Source organism: Actinomadura chibensis NBRC 106107, from assembly GCF_001552135.1.
In the GTDB taxonomy this organism is placed as follows: domain Bacteria; phylum Actinomycetota; class Actinomycetes; order Streptosporangiales; family Streptosporangiaceae; genus Spirillospora; species Spirillospora chibensis.
On record NZ_BCQP01000024.1, the window covers coordinates 47,073 to 67,004 of the forward strand.

Genomic DNA, 19,932 nt, shown 5'->3' on the forward strand with positions numbered 1-19,932 from the left:
CCGCCTCTCTCAGGCCATCCCGAGGTCTTTGTCGATGAAGTCGAAGAGGTCGTCGGCCGTCGCGTCCTCCAGGCGGCTCGCGACGTCCGCGCCGTCCCGCCCGGCGAGGGACTGGCTCAGCGACGCGACCAGCGCCTGGAGCCGCGCGGTGACGCCGGAGCGCTCGATCTCCTCGGCGGGGAGCGCCGCCACGGCCGCCTCCAGCCGGTCCAGCTCGGTCGTGATCGGGACGTCGCCCGGGACGGCCGCGTCGTCCGGGCGCATGAGCGACTGGAGGAACGCGGCGAGAGCGGCCGGGGACGCGTGGTCGAACGCCAGCGTCGCGGGCAGCCTCCGCCCGGTCGCGGCGCTCAGCCGGGTGCGGAGCTCCACGGCGGCGACCGAGTCGAACCCGAGCTCCTTGAAGGCGCGTCCGGGGTCGAGCGCGGCGCTGTCGCCGTAGCCGAGGATCACCGCGACGTGCGTGCGGACGAGGTCGAGCAGCGCGCGTCCGCGTTCGGCCTCCGGCATCGCGGCGAGCCGCGCCGCGAACTCGGACTCGGTGCCCGGGTCGTCCTCGTCGTCGCTCTGCGCGGCGAGGGCGGCGCGGGCTTCGGGCAGCTCGTCCAGCAGCGGGCGGGGCCGCGCGAGCGTGTACGCGGCGGTGAACCGGGACCAGTCGATGTCGGCCACCACGAGGTGGCTCTCGTCGTGGTCGAGCGCCTGCCGCAGCGCGGTGATCGCCGGGCGCGGCTCCATCGGCGCGAGCCCCAGCCGCCGCGCCGCCGCGCCCGCGTCGGCGTCGACCATCCCGGCGTTCCAGGTGCCCCAGGCGATCGCGGTCGCGGTGCGGCCCCGCGCCCGGCGGCGGTGGGCGAGCGCGTCCAGGTAGGCGTTGGCGGCGGCGTACGCCGACTGGCCCGCCCCGCCCCACGCGGCGGCCCCGGACGAGAACAGCACGAACGCGTCCAGCGGACGGTCCGCCAGGAGGTCGTCCAGGTGCGCCGCGCCCACGGCCTTCGGCATGACCGCCGCCAGCTCGTCCAGGGTGAGGCCGGACAGCGGGACGTTCGCGCCGAGCGTCCCGGCCGCGTGCATGACCGCCGTGAGGTCGTCGCCGACCGAGTCGAGCAGGCGGCGCAGGGCGTCGCGGTCGGCGACGTCGCACGCCGCGACCGTCACGCGGGCGCCGAGCGCGGACAGCTCCGCCTCCAGCTCGGCGGCCCCTTCGGCGGCCGGGCCGCGGCGGCTGGTGAGGACGAGGTGCTCGGCGCCGTCCGCGGCGAGGCGGCGGGCGACCTGCGCGCCGACGCCGCCGGTGCCGCCGGTGATGAGGACCGTCCCGCGCGGCCGCCACGTCCGCGCGGGCGTCCTGCCGTTGAGCCCGGCGTGGACCAGGCGGCGCACGGCCACCTTGCCCGGACGGATCGCCACCTGGTCCCCGGCCTCGCCGGACAGCGCCGAGGCGAGCAGGCGGAGGATCGTCTCGTCCAGGGCCGGGGTCGGGGCTGCGGGGAGGTCGATCATGCCGCCCCAGGTCCGGGGGCGTTCCAGGCCGAGGGCCGTGCCGAGGCCCCAGAGGGACGCCTGCGCCAGGTCGGTGATCTCGGCCGGGTCGTCCACGGCGACCGCGCCCCGCGTCACGCACCAGAGCGGCGCGTCGTGCCCGGCGTCGTCGAGCGCCTGCGCGAGCGCGATCGTCGCCGCGACTCCCCGGGTGATCGTCGGGTGGTGCGGGTGGGGGCGCGTGTCCAGGGCCAGCAGGGACAGGACGCCGTCGGTCGCCTTGGTGTCGCGGAGCCTGTCGACCAGCGCCTCCCGGTCGCCGTCGTCCACCTCCATGGGCACGAGCCGGGCGCCGTTGTCGGCGAGCGCCTCGGTGATCCGCGCGAGGTCGAGGCCGGACGGCGTCACGGCCAGCCATTCGCCGGACGCCGGAGTCTTAGGCGGCTCGGCCAGGGGCTTCCACGCGATCCGGTAGCGCCAGGAGTCGACGGCCTGGGTCTCGCGGCTGCGGCGCCGCCAGTCCGAGAGCGCGGGTGCGACGTCGCGGAGCGATTCGGGAGCCAGGTCGAGGCTTTCGGCCAGGGAGGAGAGGTCTCCCTGCTCCACCGCGTCCCAGAACGCGGCGTCCGCGGGGTCGGACGGGCGGGTGTTGGTGACGGGTTCCGTCCAGTAGCGGGTGCGTTGGAACGCGTAGGTGGGGAGTTCGACGCGGTGTGCGCCGTGGTGGGTGAACAGTGCGGGCCAGTCGATGGTGGTTCCGGTGACGTGCAGGTGGGCGAGTGCGGTGAGGAGGGTGGCGGTTTCGGGGCGGTCGCGGCGAAGCGCGGCGACGCTGACGCTCCCGTCGGCGGAGGCCATCGCGGTGAGGACGCCGTCGGGTCCGATTTCCAGGAATCGGGTGACGCCGTTGTCGTGGAGGTGGGTGAGGGTGTCATGGAACCGGACGGCCTCGCGGACGTGCCGCACCCAGTACTCGGGATCGGGTTGCGCACCCAGGATCGGGATCGCGGGCGGCTGGTAGGTGATGGATTGGGCGATCTGGCGGAAGTCGTCCAGCATCGGATCCATCAATGGGGAATGGAAGGCGTGCGAGACGCGTAGGCGGGTCGTCTTGCGTCCGAGTTCGGTGAAGTGGTCGATGATTCGGACGACGTCGTTCTCCGCGCCGGAGACGACGGTGGCCTGCGGGCCGTTGACGGCAGCGATCCCGATTTCATTCCCCAGCAGCGGGGTGATTTCCTCTTCGGTGGCCTGGATCGCGGCCATCGCTCCGCCGGACGGGAGCGCCTGCATCAACCGTCCTCGGGCAGCGACCAGTCTTGCCGCGTCCTCCAGCGAGAACATTCCGGCGACGTGCGCGGCGGCCAATTCACCGATCGAATGACCCGCCAAGAAGTCAGCCCGCACACCCCACGACTCCACCAGACGGAACAAGGCGACTTCGATCGCAAAGAGGCCGGTCTGAGTGAACGCAGTTTGATCCAGGAGGTCGGGATCCGACCAGATCACGTCACGCAGCGGACGGTCTAGGTGCTTGTCCAACTCCGCGCAAACGGTGTCGAGAGCGTCGGCGAACACCGGGAAGGTCTCATACAGCTCGCGGCCCATGCCCAGGCGTTGGGCGCCCTGGCCTGAGAACAGCAGCGCGGTCGAACCCGGAGACGCCGGGCCAGCGCCGACGACCACGTCCGGATGCGGTTTCCCCGCCGCCAACGCGGCAAGGGCGGATTCAGCGTCGCCGACCAAGACCACCGCGCGCCGCTCCAACAACGCGCGGTCGTGCGCCAGCGAGTAGCCGACGTCCAGGGGACGCAGGTCAGGCTCCGAACGGAGATATACGCGAAGCCGTTCCGCCTGGGCCTGGAGACCCGCTTCGTCACGCGCAGAGATCAGCCACGGAACCGTTGCGGGGGGATCGAGCGATACCTCCTCGGACTCCGCAGCGGGCGGCTCTTCCAGAATGAGGTGGACGTTGGTGCCGCTAATGCCGAACGAGGAGACTCCGGCTCGGCGGGGGTGACCGTTCTGCGGCCATTCGCGGGCTTCGGTCAGCAGTTCGACGGCTCCGGCCGACCAGTCGACATGCGGGGACGGCTCGTCCACATGCAACGTCTTGGGCAGCTTCCCGTGCCGCATCGCCTGAACCATCTTGATGATCCCCGCGACCCCGGCAGCCGCCTGCGCATGACCCATGTTGGATTTGATCGACCCCAACCACAGCGGCCGATCCTCAGGACGATCCTGACCGTAGGTCGCGATCACCGCCTGCGCCTCGATCGGGTCGCCCAGTCGCGTGCCCGTACCGTGCGCCTCCACCGCGTCCACGTCCGCCGTTGTCAGGCCGGAATTGGCGAGGGCTTGGCGGATCACGCGCTGCTGGGACGGGCCGTTCGGAGCCGTCAGACCATTGGAGGCGCCGTCCTGATTGACCGCACTCCCCCGCACCACCGCCAGCACCGGGTGACCATTACGGCGGGCATCCGACAGACGCTCCACCACCAGCACACCCACGCCCTCAGCCCAGCCCGCACCATCAGCCGACGCCGAGAACGACTTGCACCGCCCATCAGCAGCCAAACCACGCTGACGACTGAACTCCACAAACATCCCCGGCGTGGACATCACCGTCACACCACCAGCCAACGCAAGCGAACACTCACCCGAACGCAACGCCTGGCTTGCCAGATGCAAAGCCACGAGGGAGGACGAGCACGCCGTGTCCAGTGTTACCGAGGGTCCTTCCAGGCCGAAGACGTAAGAGACTCGGCCGGACGCGAGGCTGCCCGCGCTTGTGCTCGCGGCATCGACGTCCAGCGCGTAGTCGTGGTACATCAGACCGGCGAAGACACCGGTCGCGCTCCCCCGCAGCGACGACGGGTCAATACCAGCCCGCTCGAACGCCTCCCACGACGCCTCCAACAACAACCGCTGCTGCGGATCGGTATCCGCCGCCTCACGCGGCGACACACCAAAGAAATCAGCATCGAAATCCGCCGCATCGTAGAGGAACCCACCCTCACGGGCCACGCTCTTACCGGGGCGGCCAGGAACCGGATCGAACAAGCCCTCCACATCCCAGCCACGATCAACCGGGAAACCCGACACCGCATCCACGCCACCCTCGACCAACCGCCACAAATCCTCAGGCGAAGCCACACCACCCGGATACCGGCACGCCATCCCCACGATCACAATCGGATCGTCATCGACCTTCGCAGAGTTGGAGGTGACGATCGGCCCGCTCGTCGTCCCGGAAAGTTCGTCCTCCAGGTATTCGGCGACGGCCTGTGCGGTCGGGTAATCGAAGACCAGCGTCGCCGGGAGACGCAGACCCGTCTCGGCGCGCAGCGCATTCCGCAACTCCACCGCCGAAAGGGAATCGAAACCCAGGTCACGGAACGCACGGTCAGGTTGTACGGCATCTGCCGAGGCGTGGCCGAGTACGGCCGCGACTTGGGTCCGGACGATGTCGGAGAGGGCGTTGAGGCGTTCGTCCGGGAGCATCCTGATCAGGCGGTCGCTCAGTGAGCTTTCCGCCCGGCCGCGGACGGGCCGTCGTCCATTGCCGGAGAGGCCGCGTAGCAAGGCCGGGATCTCCTCGCCCTGGCGTGCCCGCAACACGGCCCGGTCCACGCGCAATGGAACGACCGTCGCCTCTTCGACGCCCAACGACGCGTCGAAGAGTGCCAGTGCTTCTTGCACGGACATCGGCGGCATGCCGAGTCGCCGCAGGCGGTCCGCGTCCGAGGCGTCGAGTTCGGCGGACATGCCCTCCGTGGTGTCCCAGAGCCCGAATGCCATGGACGTTGCGGCAAGCCCGAGCGAACGACGGTGCTCGGCCAACGCGTCCAGGAACACATTCGCCGCCGCGTAATTGCCCTGCCCCGCCGCCAGAACCATCCCACCAGCAGACGAGAACAACACAAACGCCGACAGATCCAGGCCACGAGTCAACTCATGCAGATGCCACGCCCCATCCACCTTCGGACCGAACACCGCATCAATCCGGTCGGGTGACAGCGAGCCGATCAGTCCGTTGTCCGCTACACCGGCGGCGTGCACAACGCCGGTCAGCGGATGCTCCACCGCGATTCCATCGAGCAGATCCGCCACGGCCTGACGATCCGAGACGTCACACGCCACCACCGAAACCTCAGCGCCCAGATCCGCCAACTCAGCGCGAAGCTCCGCAGCACCCGGGGCGTCCAGACCACGGCGACTGGTCAGCATCAAGTGCCGCACGCCATGAACCGACACCAGATGACGCGCCACCAACGCACCCAGACCACCCGTCCCACCGGTCACCAGGACTGTGCCGTCCGGGTCCCATTGGAAGGACGACGCCGCCTTGGCGGGGGTCAGACGAGGCAAGCGAACCTCGCCGCCATGAATCGCGATTTCAGGCTCGTCACCGGACGCCGCGACCCGTGCCAGGGCATTGGCCGACTCGGGCGCGTCATCCAGATCCACCAGAACGAAGCGACCCGGATTCTCCGCCTGCGCCGCACGCACCAAGCCCCGTACGGGAGCCTGCGCCAAATCTCCGCGAAGAACGACGGCAAGCCGGGACGCGGCGAACCGCTCATCGCCCAGCCATTCCTGAACCACACCCAACGCCGAAAAGGCCGCCGCACGCACATCCGCCAGAACGCCATCGCCAGCGGCAGAAGGCGACCACACCACCACATCCGGCACACCAGCGCCCGCCACACCAGCCAGATCCGCGAACACCGGAACATCCACGGAAAGGCCACACCGGTCCGAACCCAGCACCGCCAGGCTTGACGTGGGCTGCTGTCCGTCCATCGACGGGGCGGGCGTCCAGGCGACCGTGAACAATGCGTCGTTCAGTCCGCCGGACACGCTCAATTGCTCGGCCGACAATGCGCGTGACGCAAGCGACTCCACGTTGAACACCGGGCGACCCGTCTCGTCCGACGCGAGCAGGCTCACCACCGTGTCGCCCAACTGCGACACCCGTACCCGCAGCGTTGAGGCGCCGGAGGCGTGCAGGCTCACCCCGCTCCACTCGAACGGGAGCAGTGCGTCATCGCCGCCGTCCAGCAGGATCACGTGCATCGCGGCGTCGAGCAGGGCCGGGTGGATGCCGTAGGCCGTCGCCTGGTCACGGGCGTCGTCCGGCAGCGCCACCTCTGCGAACAGATCGCTACCGCGTTGCCAAGCGGCCCGCATTCCCTGGAAGACGGGTCCGTAGCCGAAGCCACGGTCGGCGAGGCGGTCGTAGGCGTCGTCGACGTCGAGCGCGGTCGCGTCGGCGGGCGGCCATTGCGCGAGGTCGGACGGCGGCTGCCCGGCACCCGTGGCCAGGACGCCCTCCGCGTGCCGCGTCCACTCGCCGTCGGTCGCCCCTCCCTCGGGGAGCGAATGGACGCTCACCGTGCGGCGGCCCCGCTCGTCGGCGGCGCCGACCGTCACGTGGATCGCCACGCCGCCGTGCTCCGGCAGGACGAGCGGCGCCTCCAACGTGAGCTGTTCCAGCACGCCGCAACCGACCTGGTCACCGGCCCGGACGGCCAGCTCCACGAACACCGCGCCCGGCAACAGGACACTGCCCAGCACTTCGTGCTCGGCCAGCCACGGCTGCGCGTCGGCCGAGAGCCTGCCGGTCAGCATCACCCCGTCCGATCCGGGGACCGGGACCACCGCACCCAGCAGCGGGTGTTCGGCCGGGCCGAGGCCGAGCGCCGATGGATCGTCGTTCGCCGTGGTGTCCACCAGCCAGTAGCGCTCGCGCTGGAACGCGTAGGTCGGCAACTCGACCAGGCGGGCCGCACGTCCGGCGAACACCGCACGCCAGTCGATGTCCAGGCCGTCCGCGTGGACGCGTCCCAGCGCCGTCATGACTTCCTGCGCCTCAGGACGGTCCCGGCGGAGGACGGGCGCGACGACCTCGGTGTCCGAGTCGCCCTGCACCATCGCTGCCAGCACGCCATCGGGCCCGATCTCCAAGAACCGGTTCACGCCCTGATCGCGAAGCTCGGCAACCGTGTCGTAGAACCGGACGGCGTCACGGACGTGCCGCACCCAATAGCCAGCGTCCGGCTGCGCACCCCCGATGGGAATGGCGGGTTCGTTGAAGGTGATGGTTTCGGCGACCTGACGGAAGTCGTCCAGCATCGGATCCATCAGCGGGGAATGGAAGGCGTGCGAGACCCGCAACCGGGTCGTCTTGCGCCCCAGCCCGGCGAAATGGTCAATGATTCGGGAGACCGCGTCTTCGGTGCCGGAGACCACGACCGACTCAGGGCCGTTCACCGCCGCGAGACCAACCACCGCCGAGTCCAGCAGCGGGACGACCTCATCCTCGGTCGCCTGCACGGCCGCCATCGCTCCGCCGGACGGGAGCGCCTGCATCAACCGACCCCGCGCCGCAACCAGCTTCGCGGCATCCTCCAATGAGAACATTCCCGCCACATGCGCGGCCGCCAACTCACCGATCGAATGACCCGCCAAGAAATCGGGCCGAACACCCCACGACTCCAGCAACCGATAAAGCGCAACCTCGACCGCGAACAAACCCGTCTGAGTGAAGGCGGTCTGGTTCAGCAACTCAGGCTCCGACCAGACCACATCCTTCAGCGGCCGATCCAGATGCTTATCCAACTCCCCGCACACCGCATCGAACGACTCAGCGAACACCGGGAACGCGGCATACAACTCACGCCCCATCCCCACACGCTGCGAACCCTGACCCGAGAAAAGGAACGCCGTCCGGCCCGGGCTGGCGGTTCCGCGGACGACGCCCTGCCCGCCGTTCCGCCCTTCGGCGAGGACGTCCAGGCCCGCCAGCAATTCGTCCCTGCCGCGCCCCACCACGACCGCGCGGTGTTCCAGGACAGCCCGGGAAGTGGCCAGTGTGAACGCCACGTCCAAGGGTTCCGCCTCGGAATGGGTGCGCAGGTGCGTGCGGAGCCGTTCGGCCTGTCCGCGAAGGCCCGCCTCGTCGCGCGCCGAGAGCAGCCAGGGAAGAACCCCGTCATCGGCGGACGGACGCTCCTGCTCCTCCGGCTCCGGAACCTGTTCGAGAATGACGTGCGCGTTCGTGCCGCTGATTCCGAACGACGAGATTCCGGCGCGGCGCGGGCGGCCGTTCCGCGGCCATTCCCGCGCTTCCGCCAGCAGTTCGACGCGTCCGGCCGTCCAGTCGACATGCGGGGTCGGCTCGTCCAGGTGCAGTGTCTTCGGCAGGACGCCGTGCCGCATCGCGTAAACCGTCTTGATGATCCCGGCGACCCCGGCGGCGGCCTGCGTGTGACCGATGTTGGATTTGATCGACCCCAGCCACAAAGGACGCCCCTCCGGACGACCCTGACCATAAGTCGCGAGCAATGCCTGCGCCTCGATCGGGTCGCCGAGCGTCGTCCCGGTGCCATGCGCTTCGACCGCGTCCACATCGGCGGCGTCCAATCCGGCGTTGGCCAATGCCTGCCGGATCACCCGCTGCTGCGACGGCCCGTTCGGCGCCGTCAGGCCGTTCGAGGCCCCATCCTGATTCACCGCGGTACCGCGCACGACGGCCAGCACGGGGTGGCCGTTGCGGCGGGCGTCCGAGAGGCGTTCGACCAGGAGCATTCCGGCGCCTTCGCCCCAGGACGTCCCGTCCGCGGCGGCGGCGAAGGACTTCGCGCGGCCGTCCCGCGCCAGGCCCCGCTCCAGGCTGAAGTCCACGAACGTGCCCGGCGTCGCCATGACGGCGACACCTCCGGCCAGCGCGAGCGAGCATTCGCCGGAGCGGAGCGCCTGCGCGGCGAGGTGAAGCGCGACGAGGGACGACGAGCACGCCGTGTCCACCGTTACCGCCGGGCCTTCGAGCCCGAAGGTGTAGGAGATCCGGCCCGAGACGATCGAGCCGGTGTTACTTCCCGCCGCGTAGTCGTGGTACATCGCCCCGGCGAAAACGCCGGTGGAACTGCCGCGCAGGGACGACGGGTCGATTCCGGCCCGTTCGAGCGCCTCCCACGACACTTCCAGCAGCAGCCGCTGCTGCGGGTCCATGGCCAATGCCTCGCGCGGGCTGATTCCGAAGAACCCGGGGTCGAATTCCGCCGCGTCGTGGAGGAAGCCGCCGGTCCGGACATAACTCTTTCCGGGCGTGCCGGGCTCGGGGTCGTAGAGGCCGTCGATGTCCCAGCCCCGGTCGGCGGGGAATTCGGAGACGGCGTCCACGCCGTCCGCGACAAGCCGCCACAGGTCCTCCGGCGCGGTGACGCCGCCGGGGAAGCGGCACGCCATGCCGACGATCGCGATCGGCTCGTCATCCACCCGCGCGGCGGCGACGACGGGGGCGTCCGACACGGCGCCCGTCACCTCGTCCAGCAGGTGGCGGGCGAGCACGACCGGCACCGGGTAGTCGAAGACGAGCGTCGCGGGCAGCCGGAGCCCGGTCGCCTCCGCCAGCGCGTTGCGAAACTCGACCGCCGACAACGAGTCGAAGCCGAGGTCGCGGAACGCCCGCTCGGGTTCGATGGCCGCCGGGCCCGGGTAGCCGAGGACGGACGCGGCCCGGCCGCGCACGATGTCCAGCAGCGCCTCCTCCCGCTCGGCCTCGGTCAGGCCGGACAGGCGCCGTCCGAGCGCCGCCGCGCCCCCCGCCCCGCCGTCGGCGGCGGCACGGCGGCGTGTGCCGCGGACCAGGCCGCGCAACACGTGCGGCACGTCGGCGCCGCCGGAGCCCAGCGTCCGGAGGTTCAGATGGACCGGGACGAGCATCGCCTCGTCCACCCGGCTCGCCGCGTCGAACAGGGCCAGGCCCTGGTCGTCCGGCAGCGCCTCCAGGCCGGTCCGGTCGAAGCTCTGCGCCCGCTCCGCCATGCCGGTGCTCCACAGGCCCCAGGCCAGCGACCGCGCGGGCAGGCCGTGGGCGCGGCGGTGCGCGGCGAGGCCGTCCAGGAACGCGTTGGCCGCCGCGTAGTTGCCCTGACCGGGCGAACCCAGGACGCCCGCGGCCGACGAGAACAGCACGAACGCCGACAGGTCCATGTCGCGGGTCAGTTCGTGCAGGTTCCAGGCGGCGTCCGCCTTCGGACGGAGCACCGCGTCCACCCGCTCGGGCGTCAGCGACGAGATCACGCCGTCGTCCAGGACGCCCGCCGCGTGCACGACGGCCGCTATTTCCCGGCCTGCCATCAGCCGCGCGGCGGCGTCGCGGTCGGACACATCGCAGGCGGCGAGCTCGACCTCGGCGCCCAGGCCCGCCAGTTCGTCGCGCAGGTCGGCGGCGCCCGGCGCGTCCGCGCCCCGGCGGCTCACCAGCAGGAGGCTGCGCACGCCGTGCTCGGTCACCAGATGACGCGCCACCAGCGCGCCCAGGCCGCCGGTACCGCCGGTGATGAGCACCGTCCCGTCGCCGGGGAAGGTCTCCTCGGCGGGAGGGGGGACGGGCACGCGCGCCAAACGCATCACGAACGCCCCGCCGTCGCGGAACGCCACCTGCGGTTCCCCGCACGCGACCGCCGGAAGCGCGTCGGCCGCGCCCATGCCGGTGTCGAGGTCGGCCAGGACGATCCGCCCCGGGTTCTCCGACTGCGCCGACCGGATCAGCCCCGAGAGCGCCGCGCCGCCGAGATCGGTGACGTCCTCGCCGTCGACGGAGACCGCGCCGGACGTCACGACCAGCAGGGTGGACGACGCGAACCGCTCCTCCGCCTGCCACGCCTGCGCGACCGCGAGCGCCTGATGGACACTCGCGTGGACCCCGCCGCCCGTGTCCGGTTCGAGGACGACCACCTCGGGGACGGCCGCGCTCCCGTCGAGTTCCTCCCACCGCGCCCAGGACGGCTTCGAGCCGCTTTCGATCCCGATCGGCGTCCATTCCACGTGGTAGAGCGAGTCGCCGGAAGGGTCGCGGGCCTCGGCTCCGGAGAACCGGTCGGCGGGGACCTCCCGGAGGACCAGCGAGCCGATCGCCGCGACGGGACGCCCGGACCCGTCCGCCACCTGCAAGGACACCGCGTCGCCCGGCATCGCCTCGGACACCCGCACTCGGAGCGTCCTCGCGCCCGTGGCGAACAGTTCCACGCCCGACCACGCGAACGGCAGCAGCACGCCGTCACCGGACGCGGCATCGGTCAGCGCGATCGCGTGCAGGGCGGCGTCCAGCAGCGCCGGGTGGAGGCCGAAGCGGTCCTCGGCGACCTGGTCGGGGAGCGCGATCTCGGCGAACACCTCGTCGCCGCGCCGCCAGGCGGCCCGCAGTCCTTGGAAGGCCGGGCCGTAGTCCAGGACGTCGTACAGCCCGTCGGTGTCCGCCTCGGCCGCACCGGCCGGAGGCCACTGCTCCAAGTCGAAACCGGCGGCGGAGTCGGTGGCTGTGTCGGTGTCGGAGAGGAGGCCGACCGCGTGGCAGGTCCAGGGCGCGTCGTCGGCTTGGCGGGAGTGGATGCTCACCGTCCGCCGGGCGTCCTCGCGTGGCGCGCCGACGACGATCTGGACCGACATGCCGCCGTCCGCGGGCAGGACGAGTGGCTGTTCGAGGGTGAGTTCGTCGATCCGGCCGCAGCCGACCTGGTCTCCCGCGCGGACGGCCAATTCCACGAATCCAGTGCCCGGGAAGACCACCACGCCGCCGAACGCATGGTCGGCGAGCCAGGGTTGGGCGTGCACGGAAAGGCGACCCGACAGCACCACGCCGTCGGACTCCGGCGAGGAGACCACCGCGCTCAGGAGCGGATGGTCCGCCGATCCCAGGCCCATCGACTCGGCGTCGCCACCGGTCTGCGGAACCGTCCGCCAGAAATGCTCGCGCTGGAAGGCGTAGGTCGGCAATTCGACGCGGCGGGCCCCGCGTCCCGCCAATACCGAGCGCCAGTCAACGGACGCACCGGACGCGTGCAGCCCGCCGAGGGCGGTGAACAGGGTCTTGGTCTCGTCATGCTCCCTGCGCATCGCCGGAACGACGACCACGGCACCGTCTGAATCGCTCTGGACGATCGCGGTCAGCACACCGTCCGGGCCGACCTCCAAGAACCGGGCGACACCCTGATCGCGCAGCTCAGTGACGGTCTCGTGGAACCGGACGGCTTCGCGGACGTGCCGCACCCAGTATTCGGCGTCCGGCTGCGCACCCACGATGGGAATGGCGGGTTCGTTGAAGGTGATGGTTTCGGCGACCTGACGGAAGTCGTCCAGCATCGGATCCATCAGCGGGGAATGGAACGCGTGCGAGACCCGCAACCGGGTCGTCTTGTGCCCCAGCCCCGTGAAGTGATCCACGATCCGGGCGACTTCGTCTTCGGCTCCGGAGACCACGACCGACTCAGGCCCGTTCACCGCCGCGACGCCGACCCGCTCGTTCAGCAGGGGAAGGATCTCGTCTTCGGTCGCCTGGATCGCTGCCATCGCCCCACCAGGCGGCAGCGCCTGCATCAACCGACCCCGAGCCGCCACCAGCTTCGCGGCGTCTTCCAACGAGAACATCCCAGCCACATGCGCGGCCGCCAGTTCACCGATCGAATGACCCGCCAAGAAGTCAGGGCGGACACCCCACGACTCCAGAAGACAGAAGAGCGCCACCTCGACCGCGAACAAACCCGTCTGAGTGAAGACGGTCTGATTCAGCAACTCAGGCTCAGACCAAACGACCTCCCTCAGCGGCCGATCCAGATGCTTATCCAACTCCCCGCACACCGCATCGAACGACTCAGCGAACAGCGGGAACGCGACATACAACTCCCGCCCCATCCCCACACGCTGCGAACCCTGACCCGAGAAAAGGAGGGCCGTCCCGCCCTCCTTGCGGTCGGGGCGACGCGATTCTCCCGCTGCCAGCCGATCCAGCCCGGCCAGCAATTCGTCACGGTCCTGTCCGACCACGACGGCACGGTGATCGAACATTCCGCGTGTCGTGACCAGCGAGAAGCCCACGTCCAGTGGTGAAACCCGCTCGTCCTCGCGGACGAACTCGGCGAGCCGAGCGGCCTGTCCCCGAAGTCCGGCCTCACTCCGTGCCGACACCACCCAAGGAACCACCGGCAATTCCGCGGCAGACGGCGATTTCTCCTCAACCGCCGGAGGCTGCTCGACGATGACGTGCGCGTTCGTCCCGCTGATCCCGAAGGACGAAATCCCGGCTCGACGCGGACGACCGTTCTGCGGCCATTCCCGCTCCTCCGCCAGCAGTTCGACGCGCCCCGCCGACCAGTCCACGTGCGGGGTCGGTGCGTCCACATGGAGCGTCTTGGGCAGCACCCCGTGACGCATCGCCTGGACCATCTTGATGATCCCCGCGACACCCGCAGCCGCCTGCGTGTGACCGATGTTCGACTTGATCGACCCCAGCCACAACGGCTGATCCTCCGCACGACCCTGGCCATAGGTCGCCAGCAACGCCTGCGCCTCGATCGGGTCACCCAACGTCGTCCCGGTGCCATGCGCCTCGACCGCGTCCACATCACCGACGCCCAACCCCGCATTGGCCAACGCCTGCCGGATCACCCGACGCTGCGACGGACCATTCGGCGCCGTCAACCCATTCGACGCACCATCCTGATTCACCGCCGAACCACGCACCACCGCCAACACCGGATGCCCAAACCGCCGAGCATCAGAAAGACGCTCGACCAACAACATCCCCGCACCCTCACCCCACGACGTCCCATCCGCCGACGCGGCGAACGACTTCGCACGCCCATCCGCGGCAAGACCGCCCTGGCGGCTGAATTCCACGAACGTCCATGGGGTCGCCATGACCGCGACGCCACCGGCCAAAGCCAGCGAGCATTCCCCCGACCGCAATGCCTGCGCCGCCCAATGCAAGGCAACCAACGACGACGAACACGCCGTGTCCACCGTCACGGCCGGGCCCTCGAACCCGAACGTGTAAGAGATCCGACCGGAGACCACTGACCCGGAACTACTGCTGTCCGCGTAGTCGTGGTACATGACCCCGGCGAACACGCCAGTGGAACTCCCCCGCAGCGAAGAAGGATCGATCCCCGCCCGCTCCAGCGCCTCCCACGACACCTCCAGCAGCAACCGCTGCTGCGGGTCCATTTCGGCCGCCTCGTTCGGGCTGATACCGAAGAATCCCGGATCGAATTCCGCCGCTTCATGGAGGAAGCCGCCGGTGTTCACATAACTGGTGTCGGGCCTTTCCCCGGCCGGGTCGAAGAGGCCGGACGTGTCCCATCCCCGGTCGGACGGGAACGGCGACACCGCGTCCACGCCGCCCGCGACGAGCCGCCACAGGTCCTCCGGCGAGGCGACGCCGCCCGGATAGCGGCACGCCATTCCGACGATCGCGATCGGCTCGTCGTCCGGCCCGGCGGACGACGCCGTCACCAGGCGGGCCTCCCCCGCCCCGGACACCTCGTTCAGCAGATGCCGGGCCAGGACGTCCGGGCTCGGGTAGTCGAACACCAGCGTCGCGGGCAGCCGGAGCCCGGTCGCCTCCGCGAGCGCGTTGCGGAACTCGACCGCCGACAGCGAGTCGAAGCCCAGGTCGCGGAACGCCCGCTCAGGCTCGACGGCCTCCGGCCCCGAGTGCCCGAGGACGATCGCCGCCTGCGTGCGCACCAGCACCGACAGCGCGTCGTACCACTCCGCTTCGGGCAGGGACGCGAGCCGCCGCCGCAGCGCGCCCGTGTCCGTCTGGACGCTCGCGGCGGTCCGCCGCACCCGTGGGACGAGCCCGTGGAACAGGCGCGGGACCTCGCCCCCACCGGCGCCCAGCGCCTTCACGTCGAGCCGGATCGGGACGAGCGACGCGTCGCCGAGCGCGCAGGCGGTGTCCAGCAGGGCGAGCCCCTCGTCGCCGGACAGCCCCTCCACCCCGGTGCGGGCCATGCGCTGGACTTCGCCGTCGTCGAGATCGGCGAGCATCCCGCTCCCGGCCGTCCACGGCCCCCAGGCCAGCGATTGGACGGGCAGGCCGAGCGACGCGCGATGCGCCGCGAGCCCGTCCAGGAAGGCGTTGGCCGCCGCGTAGTTGCCCTGGCCGGGCGTCCCCAGCACACCCGCGGCCGACGAGAACAGGACGAACGCCGACAGGTCCGGCATGTCGCGGGTCAGTTCGTGCAGGTTCCACGCCGCGTCCACCTTGGGACGCATGACCGTGTCGACCCGCTCGGGCGTCAGCGACGAGATTACCCCGTCGTCCAGGACACCCGCCGCTTGGACGACGGCCGAGATGTCACGCCCCGCCAGCAGCCCGGCGAGCGCGTCGCGGTCAGCGACATCGCAGGCCGCCACCTCGACCTCGGCACCCAGGCCCGCCAACTCGTCCCGCAACTCGACGGCGCCCGGCGCACCCTCGCCCCGGCGGCTCACCAGCAGCAGGCCGCGCACACCGTGCTCAGTCACCAGGTGACGCGCCACCAGTGCGCCCAGCCCACCGGTACCACCCGTGATCAGGACCGTCCCGTCCGTGCGGAACACCGACGCCGACGGCGTGTCCGGCGCGGCGACGGACACGCGCGCCAACCTCGGCGCCCGCACGACACCGTCGCGGACGGCCACCTGCGGTTCACCGGAACCGACCAGCCGCGCCGCGTCGGCGGGCCCGCCACCGGGGAGGAGGTCGGCCAGGACGATCCGCCCGGGGTTCTCCGACTGCGCCGTCCGGACGAGCCCCCACACCGCCGCGCCCGCCAGGTCGGTGACGTCCTCGCCACCGGCCGACGACACCGCGCCCGCCGTCGCGACGACCAGCGTCGAATCGGTGAACCGCTCTTCGGCGAGCCAGGCCCGCACCGCCTCCAGTGCCCGCACCACCGCCGGACGAACCGACGCCGCGTCCGCGCCACCCGCCACCGGCAGGACCACGACCTCGGGGACGTCGTCGTCGGGGCCGAGGTCGTCCCAGCCGATCCAGGCGGGCGTGTCGGACGGCGAGTCCGGGACGGGCGCCCATCCCACGCGGTAGAGGGACTCGTGGAACACCGAGCGGGCCGCCGAGAGCTGGTCGGCGGTGATCCGCCGGAGCGCCAGCGAGCCGACCGCCGCGACCGCCCGTCCGGTGCCGTCCGCCACCTGGAGGGACACCGTGTCGCCGGCCGTCGGGGACACCCGCACCCGCAGCGCCCTGGCCCCCGACGCGTACAGTTCCACGCCCGACCACGCGAACGGCAGCGCCGTGCCGTCGCCGCCCGGCTCGTGGAGGGTGATCGCGTGGAGGCCCGCGTCGAGCAGCGCTGGGTGGAGCCCGTAGCCGTCGTCCGCGACCTGGTCGGGGAGGACGACCTCGGCGTAGAGGTCGTCGCCGTCCCGCCACACCGCCCGCAAGCCCTGGAACGTCGGCCCGTACTCCAGGCCGGACGCCGCGAGCCCCTCGTAGAAGCGGTCCAGCTCGACGGGGGCGGCGCCCGGGGGCGGCCACTGCGTCAGGTCGGCGCCGTCGTGGCGGGCGGCGGGGGTGAGCGTCCCGGCCGCGTGCTGCGTCCACACGGGGACGCCCTCGGCGCGGGAGTGGACGCTGACGCGGCGCGCGCCCGCCGCGTCCGGCACGCCCACGACGACCTGCACCTGCACCCCGCCGCCCTGAGCCGGGAGGACGAGCGGCGCCTGGAGGGTCAGTTCCTCGATCCGGGCGCAGCCCACCTCGTCCCCGGCGCGGACGGCGAGTTCGACGAAGCCGGTGCCGGGGAACAGCACGACGCCGCCGACGACGTGGTCGGCGAGCCACGGCTGCGTCCCGGCGGACAACCGGCCCGTCAGGACCACCTCGTCCGACTCGGCCAGGACCACGCTCGCGGCGAGCAGCGGATGCCCGGTCCTGCCCAGCCCGGCGGACGCGACGTCCGCGGCGCCGCTCGACGCCTCCACCCAGTAGCGGCGGTGCTGGAACGCGTGCGTCGGCAGGTCCACGCGGCCCGCGTCGCGTCCGTCGAACACGGCGTGCCAGTCGGGTGCGACGCCGTTCACGTGGAGGTGCGCGACGGCCGTGAGGAGGGACGTCCCTTCGGCGTGGCCCTTGCGCAGGACGGGCACGGCGACCGCGCCGTCCACGCCGCCCCGCACCATCGCGGTGAGGACGCCGTCGGGCCCGACCTCCAGGAACCGGACGACGCCCTGGTCGCGGAGACCCGTCACGGCGTCGTGGAACCGGACGGCTTCGCGGACGTGCCGTACCCAGTATTCGGGTTCCGCCTCCACGCCGACGATAGGGATTTCGGGGGTCGTGTAGGTGATGGATTCGGCGACCCGGCGGAAGTCGTCGAGCATCGGGTCCATCAGCGGGGAATGGAAGGCGTGCGAGACCCGGAGCCGGGTCGTCTTGCGTCCGAGGTCGGTGAAGTGGTCGAGAACGCGGGTGACGTCGGCTTCGGCGCCGGAGACGACAATGGCCTTCGGGCCGTTCACCGCGGCGATTCCGACCTGGTCGTTCAGGAGCGGGACGACCTCGTCCTCGGTCGCCTGGACGGCCGCCATCGCGCCACCCGATGGCAACGCCTGCATCAACCGACCCCGAGCCGCGACCAGTTTCGCGGCGTCCTCCAACGAGAACATCCCGGCCACATGCGCGGCCGCCAACTCACCGATCGAATGACCCGCAAGGAAATCGGGCCGGACACCCCACGACTCCAGCAACCGGTAAAGCGCGACCTCGACCGCGAACAAACCCGTCTGAGTGAAAACGGTCTGGTCGAGCAATTCGGGCTCGGACCAGATGACGTCGCGGAGAGACCGTTCGAGGTGGTTGTCCAGTTCCGCGCACACCGCGTCGAAAGCCTCGGCGAACACGGGGAACGTCTCGTGCAGTTCCCGGCCCATTCCGGGGCGCTGCGAGCCCTGGCCCGAGAACAGGAAGGCCGTTCCGCCTTCGAGGCGTGCCGAGCCGCGCACCACCCGCGGGTCGGGCTCGTCGGCGGCGAGCGCGGCGAGGCCGTCGAGGAGCGCGGCGCGGTCCGGGGCGACGACGGCGGCGCGGTGCTCCAGCGCGGCGCGCGTCGTGGCCAGCGAGAATCCGACGTCCACCGGGTCGAGGTCCGGGTGCCGCGCGAGGAGGTCGCGCAGGCGGGCGGCCTGCGCGGGCACCGCGTCCCGGTTCCGCGCAGAGAGCGTCCACGGCACCGGCCCCGGAACGGGTGAACGCTGCTCCGTCTCGGCCGGCGCGGGGGCCTGCTCGATGATGACGTGCGCGTTGGTGCCGCTGATCCCGAACGAGGAGATCCCGGCCCGGCGCGGACGCTCCTCCTCCGGCCAGTCGCGCGCCTCGGTGAGCAGCTCGACGCGTCCGGCCGTCCAGTCGACGTTCGGGGTCGGCGCGTCCACGTGCAGGGTCTTCGGCAAGACCCCGTGCCGCATCGCCTCGACCATCTTGATGATCCCGGCGACCCCGGCGGCGGCCTGCGCGTGCCCGATGTTCGACTTGATCGACCCCAGCCACAGCGGACGCCCCTCCGGACGGTCCTGGCCATAGGTCGCGAGGAGCGCCTGCGCCTCGATCGGGTCGCCGAGGGTCGTCCCGGTGCCGTGCGCCTCCACCGCGTCGACCTGCGCGGCGGACACCTGCGCGCTCGCGAGCGCCTGCGCGATCACCCGCTGCTGCGACGGCCCGTTCGGCGCGGTCAGCCCGTTGGACGCGCCGTCCTGGTTGACCGCGCTGCCCCGCACCACGGCCAGCACGGGGTGGCCGTTGCGGCGGGCGTCCGAGAGGCGCTCCACGAGGAGCATCCCGGCGCCCTCGCCCCAGCCGGTGCCGTCGGCGGACGCCGCGAACGCCTTGCACCGCCCGTCCGGCGACAGCCCGCGCTGCTGGCTGAAGTCGATGAACGTCTCCGGGGTCGCCATGACGGACACGCCCCCGGCCAGCGCCAGGGAGCATTCGCCCGACCGCAGCGCCTGCACCGCGAGGTGCAGCGCCACGAGCGACGACGAGCACGCCGTGTCGACCGTCACGGCCGGGCCTTCGAGCCCGAGCGTGTAGGAGACGCGGCCGGACGCGATGGCGCCGGTGTTGCTGTTGGCGAAATAGTCGTGGTAGACGAGGCCCGCGAAGACTCCGGTCGGGGTTCCCGCCAAGGAGGACGGGTCGATCCCGGCCCGCTCCAGCGCCTCCCAGGAGATCTCCAGAAGGAGCCGCTGCTGCGGGTCCATCAGCAGAGCCTCGTTCGGGCTGATGCCGAAGAACTCGGCGTCGAACGACGCGGCGCCGTCCAGGAACCCGCCGGTGTTCACGTAGCTGGTGTTCGGCCGCTCACCGGTCGGGTCGAACAGTTCGGCGACGTCCCAGCCGCGGTCGGACGGGAACGGCGACACCGCGTCCACGCCGTCCGCGACCAGCCGCCACAGCTCCTCCGGCGAGGACACGCCGCCGGGGAAGCGGCACGCCATCCCGACGATCGCGATGGGTTCGCGGTCGCGGGCCTCCAGGTCGCGGAGGCGCCGCCGGGTCTGCTGGAGCTCGCTCGTGGCGAGCCTGAGGTAGTCGCGGAGCTTCTCGTCGTTCGACATCGGGTGAACCAATCTCCGGCGAATCGCAGATCAGAG

The 19,932-nt window shown here is 71.4% G+C and carries 1 protein-coding gene; it reads right to left on the minus strand.

Annotated elements, in window-relative coordinates:
• Positions 1 to 9: 9 nt before the first annotated feature.
• Positions 10 to 19,896, minus strand: coding sequence for a type I polyketide synthase (locus ACH01S_RS45935; RefSeq protein ID WP_067890617.1), 19,887 nt, complete (start codon positions 19,894 to 19,896; stop codon positions 10 to 12).
• Between the last annotated feature and the right edge of the window lie 36 nt (positions 19,897 to 19,932).

Coding starts and splice junctions, on each gene's coding strand:
- ACH01S_RS45935 (WP_067890617.1), bottom strand. CDS start 19,896: ATGTCGAACGACGAGAAGCTCCGCGACTACCTCAGGCTCGCCACGAGC.